General features: G+C 73.1%; 22 protein-coding genes. 7 read left to right on the plus strand and 15 right to left on the minus strand.

The window, feature by feature from the left end:
• The coding region (qcrB, locus tag FXF65_RS42285; RefSeq protein WP_148356128.1) for a cytochrome bc1 complex cytochrome b subunit at nt 1-1,293 on the plus strand (1,293 nt) is incomplete at its 5' end.
• Nucleotides 1,294-1,314: 21 nt separating this feature from the next.
• Here qcrB and FXF65_RS42290 read toward each other — a convergent pair.
• Nucleotides 1,315-1,884 carry a TetR/AcrR family transcriptional regulator gene (locus FXF65_RS42290; RefSeq protein WP_148356129.1) on the minus strand — a complete coding sequence of 190 codons (570 nt, stop codon included), beginning with the start codon at nt 1,882-1,884 and terminating at the stop codon, nt 1,315-1,317.
• Between the two features lie 90 nt (nt 1,885-1,974).
• Between FXF65_RS42290 and FXF65_RS42295 the strand changes: the two genes are divergently transcribed.
• Nucleotides 1,975-2,373 (plus strand): DUF3291 domain-containing protein, encoded by a 399-nt coding sequence (locus FXF65_RS42295; RefSeq protein WP_148356130.1) that lies wholly within the window; start codon nt 1,975-1,977, stop codon nt 2,371-2,373.
• Nucleotides 2,374-2,395: 22 nt separating this feature from the next.
• Here the strand turns inward: FXF65_RS42295 and FXF65_RS42300 are convergent, their stop codons facing one another.
• The 5 genes from FXF65_RS42300 to FXF65_RS42320 form a co-directional block, all read right to left on the minus strand.
• A complete protein-coding gene (locus FXF65_RS42300; protein ID WP_148356131.1) occupies nt 2,396-3,097 on the minus strand; it encodes a Crp/Fnr family transcriptional regulator in 702 nt (233 codons plus the stop codon).
• Between the two features lie 46 nt (nt 3,098-3,143).
• Nucleotides 3,144-3,770 carry a LysE family translocator gene (locus tag FXF65_RS42305; RefSeq protein WP_148356132.1) on the minus strand — a complete coding sequence of 209 codons (627 nt, stop codon included), beginning with the start codon at nt 3,768-3,770 and terminating at the stop codon, nt 3,144-3,146.
• 63 nt (nt 3,771-3,833) lie between these two features.
• Nucleotides 3,834-4,625 carry a DUF427 domain-containing protein gene (locus FXF65_RS42310; RefSeq protein ID WP_148356133.1) on the minus strand — a complete coding sequence of 264 codons (792 nt, stop codon included), beginning with the start codon at nt 4,623-4,625 and terminating at the stop codon, nt 3,834-3,836.
• A 64-nt stretch (nt 4,626-4,689) separates the two neighbouring features.
• Nucleotides 4,690-6,039, minus strand: coding sequence for an erythromycin esterase family protein (locus tag FXF65_RS42315; protein ID WP_148356134.1), 1,350 nt, complete (start codon nt 6,037-6,039; stop codon nt 4,690-4,692).
• A gap of 112 nt (nt 6,040-6,151) precedes the next feature.
• On the minus strand, nt 6,152-7,282 hold the full coding sequence (locus FXF65_RS42320; protein WP_187412825.1) for an AraC-like ligand-binding domain-containing protein: 1,131 nt from the start codon (nt 7,280-7,282) through the stop codon (nt 6,152-6,154).
• 258 nt (nt 7,283-7,540) lie between these two features.
• On the opposite strand from FXF65_RS42320, the gene FXF65_RS42325 reads away from it, so the two are divergent.
• The 3 genes from FXF65_RS42325 to FXF65_RS42335 all read left to right on the plus strand — a co-directional run bounded on the left by FXF65_RS42325 (nt 7,541) and on the right by FXF65_RS42335 (nt 10,760).
• A complete protein-coding gene (locus FXF65_RS42325) occupies nt 7,541-8,197 on the plus strand; it encodes a dioxygenase family protein (protein WP_148356136.1) in 657 nt (218 codons plus the stop codon).
• A gap of 249 nt (nt 8,198-8,446) precedes the next feature.
• A complete protein-coding gene (locus FXF65_RS42330) occupies nt 8,447-9,586 on the plus strand; it encodes a DUF2637 domain-containing protein (protein ID WP_148356137.1) in 1,140 nt (379 codons plus the stop codon).
• A gap of 106 nt (nt 9,587-9,692) precedes the next feature.
• Complete coding sequence (locus tag FXF65_RS42335; RefSeq protein WP_222869050.1) at nt 9,693-10,760, plus strand: hypothetical protein; 1,068 nt, start codon at nt 9,693-9,695, stop codon at nt 10,758-10,760.
• A 10-nt stretch (nt 10,761-10,770) separates the two neighbouring features.
• On the opposite strand, the gene FXF65_RS42340 is transcribed toward FXF65_RS42335, so the two are convergent.
• The 9 genes from FXF65_RS42340 to FXF65_RS42380 all read right to left on the minus strand — a co-directional run bounded on the left by FXF65_RS42340 (nt 10,771) and on the right by FXF65_RS42380 (nt 18,996).
• Complete coding sequence (locus FXF65_RS42340; RefSeq protein WP_222869051.1) at nt 10,771-12,483, minus strand: MFS transporter; 1,713 nt, start codon at nt 12,481-12,483, stop codon at nt 10,771-10,773.
• A gap of 179 nt (nt 12,484-12,662) precedes the next feature.
• Nucleotides 12,663-13,280: a YbhB/YbcL family Raf kinase inhibitor-like protein gene (locus FXF65_RS42345; protein ID WP_222869052.1), complete on the minus strand. Its 618-nt coding sequence runs from the start codon at nt 13,278-13,280 to the stop codon at nt 12,663-12,665.
• A 208-nt stretch (nt 13,281-13,488) separates the two neighbouring features.
• Nucleotides 13,489-14,589 carry a hypothetical protein gene (locus FXF65_RS42350; protein ID WP_148356139.1) on the minus strand — a complete coding sequence of 367 codons (1,101 nt, stop codon included), beginning with the start codon at nt 14,587-14,589 and terminating at the stop codon, nt 13,489-13,491.
• A gap of 45 nt (nt 14,590-14,634) precedes the next feature.
• Complete coding sequence (locus FXF65_RS42355; protein ID WP_148356140.1) at nt 14,635-15,078, minus strand: nuclear transport factor 2 family protein; 444 nt, start codon at nt 15,076-15,078, stop codon at nt 14,635-14,637.
• Nucleotides 15,078-15,716: an SRPBCC family protein gene (locus FXF65_RS42360; protein WP_148356141.1), complete on the minus strand. Its 639-nt coding sequence runs from the start codon at nt 15,714-15,716 to the stop codon at nt 15,078-15,080. The genes FXF65_RS42355 and FXF65_RS42360 overlap by 1 nt, the downstream gene beginning before the upstream one ends.
• Nucleotides 15,713-16,069, minus strand: a complete 357-nt coding sequence (locus FXF65_RS42365) for an ArsR/SmtB family transcription factor (protein ID WP_148356142.1) — start codon at nt 16,067-16,069, stop codon at nt 15,713-15,715. Before FXF65_RS42365 ends, FXF65_RS42360 begins: the two co-directional genes overlap by 4 nt.
• Nucleotides 16,070-16,111: 42 nt before the next feature.
• Entirely contained in the window at nt 16,112-16,711 is a 600-nt protein-coding gene (locus FXF65_RS42370; protein ID WP_148356143.1) for an FMN reductase, read from the minus strand.
• Nucleotides 16,708-17,787, minus strand: coding sequence for an LLM class flavin-dependent oxidoreductase (locus FXF65_RS42375; protein ID WP_148356144.1), 1,080 nt, complete (start codon nt 17,785-17,787; stop codon nt 16,708-16,710). The genes FXF65_RS42370 and FXF65_RS42375 overlap by 4 nt, the downstream gene beginning before the upstream one ends.
• Before the next feature lie 72 nt (nt 17,788-17,859).
• A complete protein-coding gene (locus FXF65_RS42380) occupies nt 17,860-18,996 on the minus strand; it encodes a TDT family transporter (RefSeq protein ID WP_148356145.1) in 1,137 nt (378 codons plus the stop codon).
• A 93-nt stretch (nt 18,997-19,089) separates the two neighbouring features.
• Between FXF65_RS42380 and FXF65_RS42385 the strand changes: the two genes are divergently transcribed.
• Both FXF65_RS42385 and FXF65_RS42390 read left to right on the plus strand, forming a co-directional pair.
• Nucleotides 19,090-20,022: a LysR family transcriptional regulator gene (locus FXF65_RS42385; RefSeq protein WP_148356146.1), complete on the plus strand. Its 933-nt coding sequence runs from the start codon at nt 19,090-19,092 to the stop codon at nt 20,020-20,022.
• A 117-nt stretch (nt 20,023-20,139) separates the two neighbouring features.
• Nucleotides 20,140-20,955: a universal stress protein gene (locus FXF65_RS42390; RefSeq protein ID WP_148356147.1), complete on the plus strand. Its 816-nt coding sequence runs from the start codon at nt 20,140-20,142 to the stop codon at nt 20,953-20,955.
• The last annotated feature ends 98 nt before the right edge of the window (nt 20,956-21,053 follow it).

The raw sequence follows: 21,053 nt of genomic DNA on the forward strand, positions 1-21,053 counted from the left end.
GGCGCGATCCTCGTCCACCTGCTGCGCAACTTCTTCACCGGCGCGTTCCGCAAGCCGCGCGAGCTGAACTGGCTGCTCGGCCTCGTCATGTTCGTGCTCGTGATGTTCAACGGGCTGTTCGGGTACTCGCTGCCGGACGACCTGCTGTCCGGGACGGGGCTCCGCGTGGTGGAAGGCGTGACGCTGTCCGTCCCCCTGGTCGGCTCGTACGCGGTGATGTTCCTGTTCGGCGGCGAGTTCCCGGGGACGGACATCGTCCCCCGCCTGTACGTCATCCACGTCCTGCTGATTCCCGGTATCCTCGCCGCGCTGATCCCGCTCCACGCGGTTGTGCTGACGTGGCGGCAGACGCACACGCAGTTCCCGGGCAAGGGCAGCTCGAACACGACCGTCAAGGGCTATCCGTTCTTCCCGGTGTTCATCGCCAAGACCACGTCGCTGTTCCTGTGGGTGCTGGGTGTGGCGACGCTGCTGGCTGCGTTCGTCCAGATCAACCCCGTCTGGCTGTACGGGCCCTACGACCCGGGCGCGATCAGCTCCGGCTCGCAGCCGGACTGGTACATGGGCTGGCTGGAGGGCGGGCTGCGGATCATGCCCGCCTGGGAGATCGACGCCTGGGGCCACACGGTGTCGCTGAGCGTGGCGATCCCGGGGCTGGTCGTCCTCGGCCTGCTGATCGGCGGCCTCGCCGCCTACCCGTTCCTGGAACGCTGGGTGACCGGCGACCACGCGATCCACCACCTGCTCGACCGGCCGCGGGACGTCCCCGCCCGGACGGGCATCGGCGTCGCCGGGATCGTGTTCTACGGCGTGCTCTGGCTCGCGGGCGGCAACGACGTCCTGTCCGACCGGTTCGAGATCCCGCTGTTCTGGACGACCTGGTTCTTCCGCGGCGCGGTCGTTCTCGGCCCCCTGCTCGGCTACGCCGTCGCCTACCGCATCTGCGTCGGCCTCCAGCGGCGCGACCTCGGCCTCGCCCAGCACGGGCTGGAGACGGGCGTGATCCGCATGTCGCCGGACGGCCGGTTCAGCGAGGTCGAGCGTCCGATGCCGGACGAGGCGATCGCCGCGATCACCGACCCGCGTCCGGCGGTGGCCGTCCCGGTGGACGTCCCGCCCGACCTCGACGGCGTCGAGAGCCCGCGCGCCCGCGGCGGCGTGCGGCGGGTGCGGGCCGCGCTCAACCGGCGGTTCCGCGCCGACCTCGCGACCGTCCCGGAGCGGACGCCGGTCGACGGGAACGGCGACGGGCGGAAGGAGATCACCGGCTCCGGCACGGTCTCCAAGCGCTGAAGCCCGCCCCCAGAACGACGGTCAGCGCTCGAACAGCATGCGGATGACGGGACCGGCGGCGGCCACCGGATCGTCGCCGAGGTCGTCGGGCAGGGCGCCGCTCAGCCACAGGTGCGCGAAGCCGTGCACGATCGACCAGGCGGCGAGCCCGGCCGTCTCCTCGTCCCCGGAGCCGCCCGCCATCACGCCGCGGACGCCCGCCGTGAGCACCTGGTCGGCGCGCGCGCGGGCGGCGCTCAGTTCCGGGTCGTCCGGACGGTAGAGCCCCGGCGCGAACATCACCTCGAAGTACGCCCGGTGGTCGACGGCGAAGCGGACGTAGGCGAGGCCCGTCTCGTGCAGGTCGTCGCCCGCGGCTTCGAGGGCGTCCGCGAACAGCGTGTAGCCCTCGGCGGCGACGGCGGTGAGCAGGCCGGTCTTGTCGCCGAAGTGGTGCGCGGGCGCGGCGTGCGAGACGCCCGCGCGGCGGGCCAGCTCGCGCAGGCTCCAGCCCGCCGGGCCCGACTCGGCGATCGCCGCCACGGCGGCGTCGAGGACGGCCCTGCGCAGGTTCCCGTGGTGGTAGCTCGGCTGCGGTCGCTGCTCGGTCATGCCGCGATCCTATCTTTCCATTGACAAGTTCGCCGCCCGGATGGCAATCTAGTCACTGGCAAGATACTGCTGCGAACCCAGGGGGACCCCATGCCGACGATTCCGTGGACGAAGCTCGCGGACGCCGAGCCCGGCGCCGAGGTGGTGGTCATGGCGTCCCGGCTTGAGGTGCGCTCGCTGCGCCACGTCCCGGGCTTCCTGCGCGCCTCGCTCGTCCTGCTCCGCCAGGCCCGGACGGCCGACGGCGCGCTCGGCGTCACGCTGAGGGCCGAGCCCTTCAAGCGGACGTTCTGGACGCTCTCCGCATGGCGCGACAAGAAGGCCCTGTACGCCTACTCGGCCGCCGAGCCGCACAAGTCCGTCATGCGCGGCAAGCGCGCCGTGATGCGCGGCTCGACGTTCGTGTTCTGGGAGACCAAGGCGGGCGACCTGCCGATCGACTGGCCGGAGGCCGAACGGCGCATCGCGGAGAACCGGGCGGAGAGCTGAGACGCCCGCGCCGGACGCGCCGTCAGGTCTCCTTCGCGAACTCGTGCAGGCCGGGCAGGTCGGTCACCGTGATCCGGCGCCAGCCGGTGCGGATCAGCCCCTCGCGGCGCAGCCCGTTGAGGGCGCGGGCGACCGTCTCGCGGGACGCGTCCATCCAGCTCCCGAGCTCCTCCTGGGACAGCGGCGGCGCGATCTCGATCGACCCGTCCGGGGCGGGCGGGACGTGCAGCGCCGACAGCTCGGCCAGGTGGGCGAGGAGCGTCGCGAGCCGCTGCGTGCCGCGGCTCGTCATGTGGGCGGTGAGGCGGCGGTCGGCGTCGTCGATGCGCTGGACGAACGTGCTGGTGACGAGCATCCACACGTCCGGGTAGGCGTCCAGGAAGCCGGTGAAGCGGACGGCGGGCACCACCAGCGCGCGGACCGGCGACAGCGCGGTCACCGTGGCCGAGCGGGTCCGGCCGCCGAGCACGGCGCTCTCGGCGAGCAGGTCGCCGGGCCCGCGCACGGCGAGTACCACGTCGTGGCCGTCCTCGGTGGTCGAGGTCACCTTCGCCCAGCCGCGCTCGATGACGATCACGTGGTCGGACTCGTCGCCCTGGTACACGAGCGGCGCCTTCACCGGGAACTGCCGGGGCCGCGCCGCCGCGCGGAGCACTCCGCGCTGGTCGGGGTCGAGCGCGGCCCAGAACCCATGACGCGGAGCGGACGCCGCGTACGGTGCCACCGGCCCTCCTTGCCTGTCCCTTACCAGAACAGTAAACCCGATGACCTCACTTCGGGACGGCGATGAGGCGCACCGCGAGGCCGGTGAGGACCGTCCCGCTGAAGACGTTCAGGCAGCGCGCCGCGCGGCGGCTGCGGCGCAGCAGGTCGGCCAGCCGCCCGGACGCCAGCCCGACGCCCGCGTCGAAGGCGAAGCCGATGAGGACGAGCGTCACGCCGAGCACGAGGAGCTGCGCCATCGGATGCCCGATCGAGGGGTCCACGAACTGCGGGAGGAAGGCGATGTTGAACAGGATCACCTTCGGGTTGAGCAGGTTCGTGACCATGCCCTGCCAGTAGGCGCGCCGCCGTCCGGGCCCGACGGCGCCGGTCGCGCCGTCGAAGCCGCCGCGGTCGCGGAACGACTTGACCGCGAGGTAGAGCAGGTACGCCGCGCCCGCCCAGCGCAGCACGTTGTACAGCACGGGCAGGGTGCTGAACAGGGCGGACAGCCCGAGCGTCGCGGCGATCGCGTGCACGAGCGCGCCGGTGGCCACGCCCGTCGCGGCCATCACGCCCGTGCGGGGACCCCCGCGCCCGCCCATCGCGACGATGAACATCATGTCGGGCCCCGGCGTCGCGCAGAGGGCGAGGACCGCGACGACGAACGCCGCGTACAGCGAAATGTCCACCATGGTCGACATCATGCGGCAGCGGCGCGTCCGGCCGCGACTCCATTACCGGCGGGCCGGAACCGGTCAGGCCGTCGTCGGCGGGGGCTCCGTCTCGATGGTCAGCGCGTCGTGGTCGAACGAGAAGTGCCCGCGGACCTTGGACGCGTTCTCCAGCGGGTCCTCGTACGACCAGGCGGCGTTCTCGGCGCCCTCCAGAGACCAGTAGGTCGCCTGGCCCTTGTACGGGCACACGGTCTGCTTGTCGCTCCGTGTCAGCAGCTCGCGGCGGACGTCCTCGGCCGGGATGTAGAACCGGTTCGGCAGGCCCGTCTCCGACAGCACCTTCGGCCGCTCGGTCTCGGCGATGACCTTCCCGTCCAGCAGGATCCGGACGTGCCGGGACGACGCCCTCGCGTCCACCCGGTGGAACGGGTCGCGCAGATGGCCGTGGATCTCCTCGTCCTCGTCGTACCAGGCGTCCATCGGGTCCCAGTAGAAGGCCAGGTAGCCGCGCAGCCAGGACGACTCGGCCTTCGGCTCCGGGTAGGCCCAGACGGCGTTCTCGGCGGCGCGGTCGCCGACGCGGATCGTCCAGTAGGCGGCGTCGCCCTTGAACGGGCAGTGCGTCGAGCGGTCGGTCTTCTCGAGCAGGTCGGTCCGGACGTCCTCCTCCGGGACGTACAGCACCGGCAGCAGCCCCGTCTCGTGCAGGAGCATCCCGCGCTCGGTGTCGAGGACGGTCTCCCCCGCGAACCGGGCGCGCACCCGGCGCGGGAACCCGTGCATGAACAGCTTGTGCTTGGGTCCGTCGATGGCGTAGTTGACGTCGGCTCCCGGCGAGCCCGCGAGCGGTCCCGGCCGCAGCGTCAGCGACATGCGTGCTCCCACCTTCCGTCGGCTCGGATGGCCCAGGACCCATGATCCCCCAGCCGCGGACCGCTCAGGCCCGCGACGGCGCCGCCGCCCGCTCCCCGCGGGCGTCCGCCTCCCGGTGGAGCGGCTCGAGCGCCGACGTGATCCGGAACCAGCAGAGCGCGTCGTACCGGTCGGCGAGCCGCGCCGGGACGTACTGCCGCCCGTCCCGGTCCGGGTCGTAGACGGCGCCGATCGCGCGTTCGGCGAGCGTGTCGGTGAGGAACGCGGGCTTGTCCTCCTCGGGCGGGACGACGAACAGGCCGCGGTGCAGCTCCGACTCCGCGAGCGCCGCCTCCAGCGTGCCGTGCTCCGGCGGCGGGACGTGCGTCAGCTCCGGCGGCGCGCCCCAGCGCGGAGCGGCGACCACCTCGCCCGGTCCGCCCGCGAACCCGACGAGGACGGCCTCGTCCGGCCCGTAGCGCTCCCTGGCGAGCTGTCCGAGGCTGACCGTCCCGGCGGCGGCCATGCCGGTCGCGCGGGCGTCACCGGCCTGGGATGCGTGGGCCCACACGACCGCCTTGCCCGTCCCCCGCTCGGACGCGTGGAACGCCATGAGGCGGTCGAGCGTGTCGGCCATGTGCGCGGTCCGGGCGTTCCACGCCTCGGGACCGCCGCCGAGCATGGTGCGGTAGTAGCGCTCCGCACCGGCCGCGACCTCGGCGTTGTGCCCGGCGTCGAACGCGTCCACCGGCTCCCGGCCGCCGCCCTGCGTGACGGGCCGGCGCAGCCGGGTCAGCAGCGCGAGCACCTCGTCCGCCGCCGCGTCCGGGACGAGCGCGGCGCGCCGCCCCGCCTCCGCCGGATCCGCGGCGGGCGGCTCGAAGCAGCGGAACGCCTCCAGCGTCGCGTCCAGGTGGTCCGGAGCGTGCTCGGCCACGTGGTCGGCAACAGCCCGGAGCGACTCCCACAGGCCGTAGACGTCCAGCCCGTAGAAGCCGGTCCGCGCCGACGACGGCAGCCCCGCGTTGCGGTCGCGCAGCCACCGGCAGAACTTCGCGGTCTCCTCGTTGGCCCACATCCACGCGGGCCAGCGCGCGGACGCGGCGAGGACGTCGCGCGGATCGCCCGGCGCGCCGGGCGCGAGCGTCACGCTCCGCCCGACGCGGCGGCCGTCCGGCCAGTCACCCTCGACGGCGACGAACGAGAACCCGCGTTCGGCTACCAGCCGTCTGGTCAGCGCTGCCCGCCACGCGCGGTACTCGTGCGTGCCGTGGCTGGCCTCGCCGACCAGCACGCAGCGGGCGTCCCCGATCAGGTCGAGGAGAGGGTCGAGGTCGTCCTCGTACTCCAGCGGGAGGGCGTCGCCGAGGACGTCCGCGGCGACGCCCTCGACCCTCCCGCGCGTGAAACGGTCGTCGCCTCGCGGCTGCGGCATGTCGGCGTCCCCCCTGTCCGGCCTCGGGCCGTCGTCGTCCGCCCTCCACAGCCGCGTTCCCCGGATCGGGCAAAGGATGCGGAGGGGGACGTACAGGGCTTTCCAGGACGCACTACAGATCTCGCCGGATGCCGGTCGTGGCGGCCCGGTACGCGGTGGGCGTCACGCCGTACGCGGCGCGGAACGCGCGGCTGAACGCCGCCGCGTCCGGCAGCCCCCAGCGGTTCGCGATCGCGCCGATCCGCTGCGTCCCGAGGAACGGGTCGCCGAGCTCGCGGCGGCAGTGTTCGAGCCGCCGGGTCCGGACGTAGCGGGCGACGGTCGTCCCGGCGGGCTGGAACACCCGGTACAGCTGCCGGACCGAGATGTGGTGCGCCTCGGCGATCGCCGCCGGGGACAGCGCCGGGTCGTGCAGCCGCGTCTCGATCCACTCCTTGATCGCGCGCAGCATCTCGGCGCCCTCCGGGGACGGCGCCGTCGGCGCGCCCAGCCATTCGCTGGCCGTCCCGGTCACCAGCTCGACGATGGCGCCGCCGAGATGGTGGGCGTAGGGCTCGTCGCCCGTGCCGAGATCGACGTCGGCCGTGGCCAGCGCCGTGCCGTTCAGCTGGTCGGCCATCGCGCCGATCGCCCTGTCCACCGTCATCTCGCCGCCTCCGCCCGCCATCACGTCCGCCGTCAGCCTGTCCGCCATCCGCTCCGCCGCCCGGTCGGCGGCGAGTTCGGCTTCGATGGCGCTGTCCTCCGCGAGGGCGCAGAGGAGCGAGGAGACGAGGCGGCCGTTGCGGGAGCCCTCGGCGAGCAGGGTGCCGCCGAAGGCGGCGAGGCGGTCCTGTGGGAGCGGGACCGCGCGGTGCGGGATGACCACGGTGAAGATGTGATGCGCGTCGAACGAGATCTCGACCGGGCGGGTGAGATCGTAGAACACCACGTCACCTGCGCCGACGCGGGCATAGCGGCCGTTCTGCCGCAGTACGCACGAGCCGCGCAGCATGAGGCCGAGCTTGTAGCACTCGCGCGTGTCGCGGGCGATCTGGCGGGCGCTGCGGCGCACCGCGTGCGCGGGCGCGCGAACGTCGCCGGCCTCGACCGGGCCGAACGTGCGGCCGGTCAGTCGCGCGGCGAAAGCCCCAGGTAGGGACGGCTGTACATGGAACGGCCCGAATGCCGAGCTGATCAGATGCCGCCAGTAGTCGGCCTGATCGCGGGCAGGGTGGTCCGAGGTGTCAGCGAGCGTTGGCATGACGCTCCTCCGGTGAGCGGGCGGGGGGTCTCGGACGCCACCCGCCAGGTTGCTACTCCGGGTCAGGAAGGTCAATGAGCGAGTCGGCACGAGGGTCGCGGCGGCCTTTGTCACTCGACAACAAATGTCCGGCACGGAAACCCAAGACCAACCCCTCGTGACCGGCTTATACATGTTCGCGACGCACTCCCAGGGCGCCCCGCCAACCGGACGGACGGAAGATCCCGAACGTCCGGAAGACCTCGAGAGGAACCCCCCATGCCAGAGGACGCGCAGGACCAGGCTCAGGACCAGCAGGATTCCGGCATCAGCCGGAAGAGCTTCATCGTCGCCGCCGGTCTCGGCGCACTCGCGGTGCCCGCGGCCGTGACCGCGGTGAACGCGGCGACCGCCGAAGCCGGGGTCAAGCCCCAGTGGCTGGAACTGACGCCGAAGTGCACCGACGGCGACAGCACCGCCACCCCGCCCCAGACCGAGGGCCCGTACTTCACGCCCGGCTCCCCCGAGCGCAGCGACATCTCGACCGGCCAGGCCGGGACGAAGCTCATCGTCTCCGGGATCGTCTACAACCAGGCGTGCCAGCCGGTCGCGCACGCGCTGCTCGACTTCTGGCAGGCGGACAACGCCGGAAACTACGACAACTCCGGCTACACGTTCCGCGGGCACCAGTACTCGGACGCCCAGGGCCGCTACTCCCTGACGACGATCGTGCCCGGCCTGTACCCCGGCCGTACGCGGCACATCCACGTCAAGGTCCAGGCGCCGAACCGCCCGATCCTGACCACGCAGCTCTACTTCCCGAACGAGCCGCGGAACAACAGCGACACGATCTTCGACCGCAGGCTCCTCATGACCATGGGCACCGGCCCCAACGGCGTGCGGACCGGCACGATCGACTTCGTGATCAACGCGTGAGCCACGTGTGAGCCATTGATGAGCAGGCGCCGGAACGCGCGTAGCGCGCGCACACGTCCCTCTGCCGGACGTGTGGCTCAGGTTCCGTAGCTCCCGCGGAATCCAGTCCCCGCCCGGGCACCGGCGCGCCCCGGCGGGGACATCCGCATGCCCGGGTACTGGGAATCTCCCACGAAACGCCTAAGGAATGGATAGTCTCCCACCGATCACTTTTTGTGTTGGGTAAGGAAATCTGGGAGCACAGGCCGCATGAGCGTTGGCAACCGGGCACAGGTCATCACACGCTGGGGGGCCATCGCCTTCATGGCCGCGGCGGTCCTCACCGCCACCGCCGGCGGGTTCGCCCAGTCCTACGCGGGCCTCTACCACTGGGCGATGGAGCACGGCCTGCGCGGCTGGAAGGCCGAGTCGTTCCCGCTGCTCGTGGACCTGTTCATCATCGTCGGCGAGCTGGGCCTGTTCCTGCTGGCCATCGACGCCTTCGTGCTCCGCCGCCGGGCCCTGCTGAGCTGGCTCGACTTCTTCCTGCCGCTGACCATCGCCCTCGCCGGGTGGACGGCCAGCCTCGTCTTCAACGTCGGCCACGTCGGCAACAAGACGTTCTCCTACCAGGCGACGGCCGCCGTCCCGCCGATCGTGTCGATGCTCGGCCTGTTCGTCCTGCTGCGGACGCTGCACCGGTACGTCGCGCGGGACGACGAGGAGGAGCCGCAGAAGCCCGCCGAGCCGCAGGCCCGCGCCATCGCCGGTCCGGTCACGCTGAACCAGATCACGCTGATGCCGCTGCGCAACACCGGGCCGTTCCCGCAGATCCAGGTGCCCGGCCACGCCGGGAAGGCGATCGAGTCCGGCGTCCCGGAGGCCGGCCAGGCGCGGGACGGGGAGTCCGCCGACGCGGCCGAGCCCGCCGAGGCCCCGGCCGCCGCCGCGGCGGAGGCGTCCCCCGCGCCGAGCACCGCCGTGCGGGCCGCCGCCGCCAGGCCGCCCGCGCGCGCCCCCGAGCCGGAGCCCGAGCCCGAACTGGCCGTCGTGAGCGCCGCCGCGCGCGGCGCGATGAACGGCCGCAGCGGCTACGGCGCGCCCGCCCCCGTCGAGGAGCCCGCGCCCGCCCCCGACCCGGAGAACCTGCGCGCCCTCGTCATCGAGATCCTGGAGCGCCGGCACGGCGACGTCGCCGCGACGCTCGACGAGGTGAGGTCCGAGGGCTACACCTCCGACGAGGCCGAGATCCAGCGGATCAGCGACAACCACTGGTTCCCGTACGCGGTGTACCGGCTGCTGGCCAAGCACCACGGCGACGGCGAGCTGGTCGCGCAGGAGCTGCGCGCGCAGGGCATCCAGTACGACCAGGCCGCGCTGGACGAGCTCGTCCGCTCCTGGCGCGTCTGAGGCTCCAGCCCCACCCGGCACTTTCCGGACCGGCCGTCCCCGTCATTGCGGGCGGCCGGTCCTCCGCGTATTCACATGATCACGCGCGGTCCGTGTCAGGCTGTGCGTGTCCTCGGTCCGCGCCGGGCCGTCCGACGACGGCGGGGACGGCGCGGGCGCCCCCGCGACGCCGGGAGATCCGATGAAGACGCCTCTCGCCGCGGTCGCCGCCGCGGCCGCCCTCGGCGGTGCCCTCACCGGGTACCTCCTCGCCCCCTCGACGGGCGACGCCGCCGCCCGTCCCGTCGCCGCCCCGATCGCGTACCCGAGCGGCACCCTGCACGTCGCGCTGAACATGCCCCCCGGGGACCGCGCCAAGGCGGCCGCGCTCGGCTACAACCTGTTCGACACCGAGCCGAACGAGGGCGACATCGCGTCCCTGCCGAGGGGCGGGCGCGCGCTGATCTGGGTCGGCAACACGACCTGCGGCTCCTTCGCGCCGGACGACGTGTCCGAGTTCGCCGGGCTGGTGAAGCGGTTCGCCGACGACGACCGCGTCTACGGCTGGTACCTGTCCGACGAGCCGAACCCGGACGAGTGCCCGGACGTCGTCGGCAAGATCCGCGAGCGCGCCGACGTCGTCCACCGGTACGCGCCCCGCCAGAAGGCGTTCGCGTCGCTCACCGACTGGGAGATGGAGCCGCTGAAGCCGTCCGCGACCCATCTCGACCTCGTCGGCCTCGACCCCTACCCCTGCCGGGCGGAGGGCGGCCGCTGCGACCTGACCGCGATCGACAAGATGCTCGGGCGGGCGCGCCGCGCCGACATCCCCGGCCGCATGGTCGTCCCGGTGTTCCAGACGTTCGGGCAGAGCTGCAACGCGGGCGACCACAACTGGCGGCTCCCGGCCGCCGCGGAGATGCGGAGCATGCTCGCGCGCTGGGACCGGTTCGTCCCCCGGCCCGCGTTCGACATCAGCTACTCGTGGGGACGGCAGGACGCCTGGGCCTGCCCGTCCCTCGCCGACGCGGACGGCCGCAACGGCATGCCCGACCTGCACGGCGTCATGAAGCGGCACAACACGCGCCGGGACGGCCCCGGCCTGCCCGCGCGCAGCCCGAAGCCCGCGACGTCGGCCGAGCCGGAGTCGCCGCCGTCGACGCCGCCGCCGAGCGGGTGCCCCGGGACGCCCTAGGCCGCCGCGGTCAGGCGGCGCCGGGTGAGGCGTTCTGCAGCGCGGGCTCGTCCCGGACGTCGTCGTCGTGCACGTAGCGGCGCCCGCGCAGCAGCGACACCAGCGCCGCCACCAGCGACATCGCGATCGCCATGCTGAACACGATGACGAGGCCGTGGTGGAACGGCTCGGAGATCAGGTTCGGGAAGTAGGAGCGTCCGGTGAGGGTGTTCAGGTCGTCCGGCGCGAGCCTGCCGAGCACGCCGAACGGCGCGAGGAGGTTCTGGATCGGGTTGTAGCCGAGGAACGCGGCGAACAGCGTGCCGACCGGCGGCAGGTCCCCGACCTGCGCGGCGGGCCCGGCCGGGACGCCGTGCTCGGTCAGCCCCCGCGTCAGCGTCCGGGGCAGCGTGTTCGACAGGCCCGCGATCATCAGTGAGAAGAACACGCCGATCGACAGCACCATGCCGGCGTTCATGAAGGTGGCGCGCATGCCGGAGGCGACGCCGCGCTGGTCCGCCGGCACCGAGTTCATGATCGCCGTGGTGTTGGGGGCGGCGAACAGCCCGGACCCGATCCCGTTGAGGAAGATCAGCAGCGCGAACGTGCCGTAGCCGAAGTCGGTGGGGATCACCAGCAGGCCGCCGAAGGCCAGCGCGGACAGCACCAGCCCGCCGGACGCGAACGCCCGCGCCCCGTACCGGTCGGACAGGTGCCCGGAGATCGGCCCGGCGACGAGGAACCCGCAGGTGAGCGGCAGCAGGTAGATCCCGGCCCAGAGCGGGGTGTCCTCGAAGTCGTAGCCGTGCAGCGGCAGCCAGATGCCCTGCAGCCAGATGATGAGCATGAACTGCATCCCGCCGCGCGAGATCGCCGCGAGCAGCCCGGCGAGGTTCCCGGCCGCGAACGCGCGGATGCGGAACAGCCCGAGGTGGAACATCGGCTGCGCCACCTTCGTCTCGATCACGCAGAACGCGGCGAGGACGGCCGCGCCGCCGATGATCCCGCCGAGCACCCAGGGGTTCGTCCAGCCCATGTCGTGGCCGCCGTAGGGCTGGATGCCGTAGGTGATCCCGGCGAGCAGCGCGGTCAGCCCGACGGCGAACGTCGCGTTGCCGAGCCAGTCGATCTTCGCGCCGACGGCCCTGGTCGCGGTCTCGTTGAGGCTGCGGTAGGCCCAGATCGTCCCGGCGATCCCGATCGGGGCGGACGCGAAGAACACCAGCCGCCAGTTGACCTCGCTGAGCAGGCCGCCCGCGACCAGGCCGAGGAACGTTCCAGCGATGCCCGCGACCTGGTTGACGCCCATCGCCATGCCCCGCCGGTCGGCCGGGAAGGCGTCGGTGAGGATCGCGGCGGAGTTCGCCATCAGCATCGCGCCGCCGATGCCCTCGAACACCCGCCAGCCGATGAGCCAGACCGCGCCCGCGCCGCCGTGCAGCGGGTCCAGCGCGAGGACGATCGTCCCGACCGTGAACACCGCGAACCCGAGGTTGTACATCCGCACGCGCCCGAACATGTCGCCGAGCCGGCCGAGCGTCACGACCAGCACCGCCGAGACGAGCATGTAGCCCATCAGGATCCAGAGCAGGTAGCTGACGTTGCCGGGTTCGAGCGGGTTCAGGTGGATGCCGCGGAAGATCGCCGGCAGCGAGATGATCACGATAGAGGAGTTGACCGTTGCCAGCAGCATGCCCAGTGTCGTGTTGCTCAGCGCGATCCACGGATAGTGCTTGGACGGCACGTCCCGAACCCCTCCCGGTCGGCGGGCAGATAGTTGCTTTCGCTAACTAATCATATGCCCGTTCCAATCCGCGGTGGAGGCTTCGGGGTGGCACCAAAAAGCGGAGGGCGCCTCCATCCGGTGGGACGGAGGCGCCCTCTGACGCACTCGCACACGCGCTCCGCGGGCGTTGCCGCGGCTCAGGACTCGCCGGACACCTTGGTCGTCGCGATCGTCGCCTTGGCGATGACGTCGGCCGCGGCGCGAACCGTGGATTTGTCGTTCAGCTCGGTGAGCGTCGCGCGGTTGAGCGCGTAGAGGGTGAACTCGTAGGTGTTCACCGACGACGGCGAGCACGGCCCCTGGTATCCGAAGAGGCTCGCGCTTCCACGGTAGTAGACCTGCCGCGAGCCCTTCGGGACCGCGGGCTGGTAGACGTGCTCGACGTTCTGCGGGAGCGCGGCCGCGTCCGGCGGGATGTCGTAGATGATCCAGTGGAGCAGGGCGTTGTTGTCGAGGTCGCGCATGATGATCGCGTAGCTCTTCGCCTCGGCCGGTCCGCCCGACCACGCGAACGGCGGCGACTCGTTCTTCTTCTGCGGATCGTTGTCGCCGCTGCTGGTGCACTCGTGCACCTTCGGGATCATCCCGCCGGGCTGGAAGGCGCTGCTGGTGATGGTGAACGCGGCCCGCTTCGGCGCCGCGGGCGCGGGCGCGGCGGGATCCGGGGCGGCCGTCGAGGGGGCGGCGGCGGCCACCGACGTACCGGCGGCGCAGACGACGAGCAGGACGGATGAGACGGTTCGCTTGATGATCACGGAGGGCTCCTAAGAATGGCAGTGATCCGGACGCCCCGCCCATTTCCTCGCCGTTGGCCGAAGTGTAGGAACCGGGGCCGGAGGCGGCCATTGCAGGCCGTGCCGGATCGACCGTCCGCCCCGGCTGCGGTTTCCCGCCGGGGAATGCGCGCCCTTGTCCGTCCCTGCCAACCGGACGGCCACTCCGGCGGGCCTCGATGAGCGGCCGTCAATGGGCGAACGCGGACCCGCACTGCCGTCCCCCGCCATTGGCGGCCACCAGGTCTCCGTCGACCACCCTGCCGAACGCGTCGATTCCGCCCAGGCACGCGTATCGCGGCCGTTCCCCGCTGGTGGAGAGCGCGACGAAGTCGACCGAGCCCGGCTTCGTCTCGGTCGTGTGGGTCACGCGCATCGGCTTCCCCTGGGCGAATCCGAACGCGATGATCCGCCCCGGTTCCTTCATGAGGCCGTAGCCCTTGCGGCCGTCCTGGCCCATGACGGCGGTGGTGACGACTCCCGAGCCGCCGTCCGGCCGGCGGAAGAGGACGCGGCCCGCGCGCAGATCGGCGCCCTTGGCGCGGGTGTCGAGGGCGTACACGGTGGTGTTCGCGACGTCCCGTCCGATCCGGCCGACGCCGCTCTCGAACTCCGGGGACGCGGTCGGAGCGACGTCGCTGACGGCGTATCCGAGCGTCCGGCCGTCGTCGGCCCAGACGATGTCGCCGAGGACGGCCGCGCCGGGGCTGCTCCATGTCCGGCGGCGCCCGGAGCGGAGGTCCAGGACGGTCAGCGCGGCGCTCGGCCGCCCGACGTCGGCGCAGGGCGCGGTGGCGTAGGCGATCCGGTCGCCGTCCGGGCTGAGCGCAGGTCCGGCGACGCGTGCGGGCGTGCCGCCTCCGCTCACCGGCCGGATGCCCTTCACCCGGCCGTCCCCGGTGAGCCCGAACCGGTAGAGGACGGACTCGCACGGCTCGTCCCGCGTGGACGCGACCACGAACGTGTTCCCCGGACCGGCGACGATCTCCTCCGCCTCACCGGCGGACGGGGACGGCCGCGCGACGGAGTCCACCAGCCGGGCCCGCCCGTCCGGCCCGGGAACCGACCGGACCTCGAACCACGCCTCCGGCCCGGAGCCCCGCGAAGCGGACTGCCCGACCGTGAGGATGAAGCGCGGTCTCGCGACGGGCCCTCCGGACGGGCCGGGCTCGTCCGCCAGCAGGTTCGCCGCGCCGACCGAGCCCGCGACCGCCGCGGCCAGCGCGATCGGAGCCGCCCAGCGCCGCACCCGCCAGGACACCGGATCACGGCCGCCCGAATCGTCCGCCATACGATGATCATGCCGCCCGGCGGCGCCCACGCGCGCGCCTTTCGGCTATTCCGCCGCGCGCCTGATCTCTTCGATCAGCAGATCGGCGTCCCCGCGGGCCAGGTGGGTGCGGATCGGGTCGATGTAGTCGCGCGACTCGACGATCTCGCCGTCCCGGATCCGCATGACGAACACGCAGGGCACCCGCGCCGCCGTCCCGCCGGGCCGCTCGAACTCGTACGCGAACTCGGCGATGATCACTTCCGGGTCGGTCGTCTCGTGCACGACGGGGTCGACGACGCGCCGTTTCGGCAGTGTCGGACGCACCTCCGGCGGGACGGTGAAGTGCTCCGCGAGCTCGGCGCGGGCGGTCAGCGGCGCGGACTCCGGCGTCGCCATCGGGTGCCGGACGTCGGTCGCCTCCGCGTAGAGGCCCGGCAGCTCGTCGAAGCGGGCCTCGGCCACACCGTGGACGAGCCGCAGGAACACCTCGCGCGGCGTAGGGCTCATCAGCCCTCCGGGTTTCCGGTGTAGGCGGCGATGGTGCGGTCGGCGGAGGCGCGGGCGGCGGGCTGGTCGGCGCCCGACGCGACGTGGGCCTCGTACCAGCTCTCGCCGCTCAGCCGGGAGAACTCCCTGCCCTCGTCCGACGCCGCCCACGTCTGGCCGTACGCGGCGCGGACGTCCTCGCCGGTCCGCAGGTGGAGGGCGAGGCCGAGGAGGCCCTGGTCCCAGCCGATGCCGACGGCGCCGGGGCCGAACCTGGCCCAGATGTCCTCGTCGACGTGCGCGATGTGCTCCAGCTCGAAGCGGGACCGGCCGTCCGGCTCGGGGGTGAGCCGGACCTCGATCCAGCTGGTCTGGCCGCCGAACTCCCAGGTGGCGAAGAAGCCCTTCGGCGGGTCGCAGCGCTCGATCGTCCCGCCCGCGTTGCCCTCCAGCTGGTAGCGGCCGCCGAGCCGCAGCTCGCCGGAGACCGGCAGGAACCAGCGGGCGATGCGCTCGGGGTCGGTGACGGCGTTCCACAGGTCGTCGATGCCGGTGTCGTAGGTCTGGCTGATGGTCGCGGTACGCGCCTCACCGGCTTCGAGCACCCGCTCGCCGACCGTGCGGCGCACCGCGTTGATCTGGCCGGACACGTCGATCATGGCTCGCTCCCTGGGTCGTCGTCCTGCTCTCGTCGTGCGCGCCTACCGCGGGCGATCTCCGTCGCCAGGGCGTCGAGGCGCGGCGCCCAGAACCCGCGGAACCGGTCGAGCCAGGCGTCGATCTCCCGGAGCGGGGCGGCGTCGACGGCGTAGAGCCGCCGGGTGCCGTCCGCCCGGACGACCGCGAACCCGGCGTCCCGCAGCACCCGAAGGTGCTGCGACACGGCCGGCTGCGAGATGCCGAACTCCGCGCGGATGACGCCCGAGACGTCCCCGGCCGACCGCTCGCCCTCGGCGAGCAGTTCCAGGATCCGGCGGCGCACCGGGTCACCCAGCACATCGAACGCGTGCACGAGGACAAGTTACAGTCTCGGCTTATATAAGCCAACCCTTAATTAGGAGCGGGCGGTTCCGGACAGCAGCGTCTCGAACGGGACGGGTTCGTCGTACGGGTCGACCTTCGGCGGGGCGGGCCGCGCGCCCATCAGCGCGGCCAGCTCGCCTCCGGCGCGGGCGACGCGGTCGGCGAGCCGCTCGCCGCCGCCCCAGTCCTCGGACGCGGCGTACACGGCGGTCGGGACGACGTTCGCGCGCAGGTACGCGAACAGCGGGCGCATCGCGAAGTCGATCGCGAGGGAGTGCCGCTCGGTGCCGCCGGTCGCGCCGAGGAGCACGGGCCTCCCGTCCATGGAGTCGCGGTCGAGGATGTCGACGAACGTCTTGAACAGTCCGCTGTAGGAGGCGTTGAAGGTCGGCGTGACGGCGATGAGGCCGTCCGCCTCCCCCACGGCCTCGACGGCGGCGCGCAGCGGCCCGGTCGGGAAGCCGGTGAGCGTCGCGTCCACCATGGCGTGCGCGTGGTCGCGCAGGTCGATCGTCGTGACGTCCACGCCGCCGGGCAGCGCCCCGGCGGTCGCGGCGGCGAGCCGGTCGGCGAGCAGCCGCGTCGACGACGGCTGCCCGAGCCCGGCGGAGACGACGGCGAGCCTGGTCATCGGGCCTCCTCGGTGATCCGTGAGCCGTGGGTCGGGGCGGTCGCCGGGACGTGCGCCGGGCGCAGCGCCTCGAACTCGCGGCGCAGCACCGGGACGACCTCCTCGCCCAGCATGTCGATCTGCTCCAGGACGGTCTTCAGCGGCAGCCCCGCGTGGTCCATCAGGAACAGTTGCCGCTGGTAGTCGCCGAAGCTGTCGCGGAAGGTCAGGGTCTTGTCGATGACCTCCTGCGGGCTGCCGACGGTCAGCGGCGTCTCCTCGGCGAACTCCTCCAGCGACGGCCCGTGCCCGTACACGGGCGCGTTGTCGAAGTACGGACGGAACTCGCGGACGGCGTCCTGCGAGTTCTTCCGCATGAACACCTGCCCGCCGAGCCCCACGATGGCCTGGTCGGCGGAGCCGTGGCCGTAGTGCTCGAAGCGCTGCCGGTAGAGGCCGATCAGCCGCTGGAAGTGCTCCTTCGGCCAGAAGATGTGGTTGGCGAAGAAGCCGTCGCCGTAGTAGGCGGCCTGCTCCGCGATCTCCGGGCTGCGGATGGAGCCGTGCCAGACGAACGGCGGCACCCCGTCCAGCGGGCGCGGGGTCGAGGTGAACGACTGGAGCGGCGTGCGGAACCTGCCCTCCCAGTCGACCGACTCCTCGCGCCAGAGGCGGTGCAGCAGGTGGTAGTTCTCGATCGCGAGGTCGATGCCGTCGCGGATGTCCTTGCCGAACCACGGGTAGACGGGGGCGGTGTTGCCGCGTCCCATCATCAGGTCGACCCGGCCGCCCGCCAGGTGCTGGAGCATCGCGAAGTCCTCGGCGATCTTCACCGGGTCGTTGGTGGTGATCAGCGTGGTCGCGGTGGACAGGATCAGCCGCTCGGTCCGGGCCGCGACGTAGCCGAGCATGGTCGTCGGGGAGGACGGCACGAACGGCGGGTTGTGGTGCTCGCCGGTGGCGAACACGTCCAGCCCGGCCTCCTCGGCCTTCTCCGCGATCGCGACCATGGCCTGGATCCGCTCGGCCTCGGACGGGACGCGTCCGGTCGTCGGGTCGGGGGTGACGTCCCCGACCGTGAAGATCCCGAACTGCATGCCGGCCTCCAAAGTAGTAGAACGTTCAATCATTCTAGGGGAACCGGTCCGGGCCCGCCCGTATTCCTGGGCCTAAGCGGGCGCCGGGGCGGGGGCGGGCACGAAGAGGCGTCCGGTCAGCGCGCCGCCGACGGTCTTCACCGCGGCGACCGCCCAGGCCGTGGCGAGCAGCAGGTAGAGCGCGACGGCGAGGCCGGTCAGCGCGTCCAGGCCGGTCGCCCGGGAGAGCCCGGACGCGCCCGTCACGCACGTCCCGACCGGGAAGGTGAACGCCCACCACGTCATCGCGAACGGCATCCCGCCGCGCATCGCGCGCAGGTTCGCCGCCCCGGCGATGACCAGCCAGAACACCGCGAATCCGAGGACGGGCGCACCGTACAGGACGGCGAAGGCGCGCATCGCGGTCGCGTACTCGGGGGCGGCCAGGCCGGCGGCGTTCCCGAGCTGGACGACCGCCGTCGTCGACTGCCCGAGCGGCCCGAGCACGAGGAACAGCGTCGGCGTGAGGACGACCGGCGTCGGCCGTCCGGCGGCGAGCCGCGTCCAGATCCCGGGGAGCAGGACGAGCGTCGCCAGCAGGCTCGCGCCGAACATCCCGTAGCAGCCGTAGAGGAGCGTGGCGCGGGCCTGGCCGTCCGGCAGGTGCGGGACGAGCGCGGGCCCGAGCGCGGCGGCGACCATGGGCGCGACGACGGGGAGCAGCCAGGTCGGGTCCGCCGAGCCGGGTACGAGCCGGTGCCGGGTGATCATCAGGTAGGGCACGCCCGCGGCGACGGCAAGGGCGTAGACCGTCCCGAGGGTCCAGAGGACGGCGTCGAGCGCGACGGCCGGTCCGGCGCCGAGGACGCCGGGGCCGAGCACGAGCGTCCCGTAGCCGACGGCGAGCAGCGCCATCGGCGGGCAGCCGTAGAAGACGGCGGTCGCGGGGTTCTCCAGGAGCTGGAACCGCGCGACGTCCGGATGCCGGACGAGATGGACCGCGCGCGCCGCCATCAGCGCCGCCAGCATCGCGAACGCGACCGCCCAGACGGAGACGGCGAAGGCGTGCCGCCCCGGGAAGCCGACCGGCAGCGCCGCCGCGCCGTTCGCGACGATCGACGTGCCCATGACGGCGGCGTACCAGTTCGGCCCGAGGTGCCGGAGCGCGTCCGCCGGACGTTCGAGCTCGCCCAGCAGCGAGCCGCGTGTCGGCGCGGTGATGAGACCCATGGCCTCAAGGCTGCATCCGGCGCTGCCGCGTCAGTAGAGGTCATCGGCCTATGGGCTCATAAAGCGCGCTTATGGGCGACGTAGGATCGGGGCATGGTCGCGTCCTCGAACGGCTCGTCTCCGGTGTCGCGGCGCGTGCCCGAACTCGGCGCGCTGGAACTGCTGCTCGCGGTCGTCCGGCTGGGCAGCGTCGGACGGGCCGCGGCGGAGCTCGGCGTCACCCAGCCCGCGGCGAGCGCCCGGATCCGCGCGATGGAGCGGCAGGTCGGCGTCGCGCTGCTGGACCGGTCGCCGCGCGGGTCCCGGCCGACCGAGGCGGGCGCGCTGGTCGCCGAGTGGGCCCGGCAGGTGGTCGGCGCGGCCGAGGAGCTGGCGGCGGGCGTCGAGGCGCTGCGCGAGCGGCGGGACGGGCGGCTGCGCGTCGCGGCGAGCCTCACCGTCGCCGAGTACCTGATGCCGGGCTGGCTGGTGACGCTGAAGTCGGTCCGTCCCGGGGTCGCGGTGACGCTGAGCGCCGCCAACTCGACCGTCGTCGCCGAGCAGGTCCGCGACGGCGCCGCCGACCTCGGCTTCGTCGAGGGGACGCGGACGCCCGCCGGGTTGCACGGCGCCGTCGTCGCCGCCGACCGCCTCCTCGTCGTGGTCGCGCCCCGGCACCGCTGGGCCCGCCGCCGCTCCGGGGTGTCCGCGGCGGAGCTGGCGGCGACGCCGCTCGTGCTGCGCGAGCAGGGGTCGGGGACGCGCGAGGTGCTCGACCGCGCCCTCGCCGCGCACGGCGGGACGGCGCCGCCGCTGCTGCAACTGGCGTCCACGACCGCGCTGAAGTCGGCGGCGGCGTCGGGCGCCGGCCCGGTCGTGGTGAGCGACCTCGCCGTCGCGGACGAGCTGTCCGCCGGACGGCTGGTCGCGGTGCCCGTCCCGGAGCTGGACCTGTCGCGGCCGCTGCGCGCGGTGTGGCCCGCCGGGCGGCGCCCGTCCGGTCCGGCGCGTGACCTGCTGGGCCTGACCCGCGGCCCCAAAGGGTGACAACAGGGGAAAGTCACCGCAAATCCCTACTGGTCTGACCGGCGTCGTCGGGGGAATGCTTGGTGCCATGATCGGATCGATCGGGCCCGCGGGCCCCCGGCCGGGGACGCGGCCCACGTGATCGGCGAGCACGTCCTCGCCGGGTACGTCAACGACGCGGGCGGACGGGAGGCCCTCGACCTCGCCCGCTCGATCGTCGCGCTGACCGGCGGGCGGCTCAGCCTCGCGACCGTCCACCCGCCGGACCTGCCCGCGGCCGCCGGGGAGGCGCGGGCCCTCCTGGACCAGGCCGCCGAGCTGCTCGACGGGGACCCGGTCGACCTGCACGTCCAGGAGGGGCGCAGCGTCGGCCGCGGCCTCACCGTGCTCGCCAGCCGGATCGGCGCCGACCTGATCGTCGTCGGCTCCCCGGAGGGCGGCGCGCGCGGCCGCATCGGCGTCGGCGCCGCCGCCGACCACCTGCTGCACTCGGCGACCGAGGCGGTGATGCTCGCGCCGTCCGGGTACGCCCCGCCGGAGGAGCCGGCCCGGATCACCGTCATGTACGTCCGGCGGCCGCAGTGCGACGAGGCGGTCATCCGCGCCGCGCAGGCCGCCGACCGGCTGGAGGTCCCGCTCCGCCTGGTCACCCTCGCCGTCGGGGACGTCGGCGGGGACGCGGGCGCCGAGCGGCTCCGCGACGACCTCGCCCTCGCTATCCGGCTCGCCCTGGACTCCGCCGACCTCCTCCCCGAGGACGTGTCCGCCGACCTGGCCGAGGGCGCCGACGTCGCCGACGCGCTGGACGACGTCGACTGGGCGGACGGCGAGCTCCTCGTGTGCGCGTCCAGCGAGGACGCCGCCGCGCACCGGGTCTTCCTCGGCGAGGTCGCGCTGAAGGTGCTGCGGGCCGCGCCGTGCCCGGTGACCGTCCTGCCGCGGGGCTACTTCTGAGTAGTCCGATTTGACCGTTTCAGTGGAACGGGTTGCCGGTCACCGTTTACCTCGGCTACATTCCGTCGAGATCAGAACGTGACCTCGGGGCGCGCGCC

The sequence above is a fragment of the Actinomadura syzygii genome, from assembly GCF_008085905.1.
Taxonomy (GTDB): Bacteria; Actinomycetota; Actinomycetes; order Streptosporangiales; family Streptosporangiaceae; genus Spirillospora; species Spirillospora syzygii.

What these genes read in the sequence shown, in the direction of transcription:
- FXF65_RS42385 (WP_148356146.1), top strand. Translation starts at nt 19,090, where the DNA reads ATGGTCGCGTCCTCGAACGGCTCGTCTCCGGTGTCGCGGCGCGTGCCC.
- FXF65_RS42320 (WP_187412825.1), bottom strand. Translation starts at nt 7,282, where the DNA reads ATGCCAACGCTCGCTGACACCTCGGACCACCCTGCCCGCGATCAGGCC.
- FXF65_RS42310 (WP_148356133.1), bottom strand. Translation starts at nt 4,625, where the DNA reads ATGTCGCTGACGCTGCGGCCGGGACCGCTCGCGGGCTCGCCGGGAGCC.
- FXF65_RS42290 (WP_148356129.1), bottom strand. Translation starts at nt 1,884, where the DNA reads ATGACCGAGCAGCGACCGCAGCCGAGCTACCACCACGGGAACCTGCGC.
- FXF65_RS42295 (WP_148356130.1), top strand. Translation starts at nt 1,975, where the DNA reads ATGCCGACGATTCCGTGGACGAAGCTCGCGGACGCCGAGCCCGGCGCC.
- FXF65_RS42330 (WP_148356137.1), top strand. Translation starts at nt 8,447, where the DNA reads ATGAGCGTTGGCAACCGGGCACAGGTCATCACACGCTGGGGGGCCATC.
- FXF65_RS42380 (WP_148356145.1), bottom strand. Translation starts at nt 18,996, where the DNA reads ATGGGTCTCATCACCGCGCCGACACGCGGCTCGCTGCTGGGCGAGCTC.
- FXF65_RS42370 (WP_148356143.1), bottom strand. Translation starts at nt 16,711, where the DNA reads ATGACCAGGCTCGCCGTCGTCTCCGCCGGGCTCGGGCAGCCGTCGTCG.
- FXF65_RS42355 (WP_148356140.1), bottom strand. Translation starts at nt 15,078, where the DNA reads ATGAGCCCTACGCCGCGCGAGGTGTTCCTGCGGCTCGTCCACGGTGTG.
- FXF65_RS42350 (WP_148356139.1), bottom strand. Translation starts at nt 14,589, where the DNA reads ATGGCGGACGATTCGGGCGGCCGTGATCCGGTGTCCTGGCGGGTGCGG.
- FXF65_RS42375 (WP_148356144.1), bottom strand. Translation starts at nt 17,787, where the DNA reads ATGCAGTTCGGGATCTTCACGGTCGGGGACGTCACCCCCGACCCGACG.
- FXF65_RS42315 (WP_148356134.1), bottom strand. Translation starts at nt 6,039, where the DNA reads ATGCCGCAGCCGCGAGGCGACGACCGTTTCACGCGCGGGAGGGTCGAG.
- FXF65_RS42360 (WP_148356141.1), bottom strand. Translation starts at nt 15,716, where the DNA reads ATGATCGACGTGTCCGGCCAGATCAACGCGGTGCGCCGCACGGTCGGC.
- FXF65_RS42325 (WP_148356136.1), top strand. Translation starts at nt 7,541, where the DNA reads ATGCCAGAGGACGCGCAGGACCAGGCTCAGGACCAGCAGGATTCCGGC.
- FXF65_RS42305 (WP_148356132.1), bottom strand. Translation starts at nt 3,770, where the DNA reads ATGGTGGACATTTCGCTGTACGCGGCGTTCGTCGTCGCGGTCCTCGCC.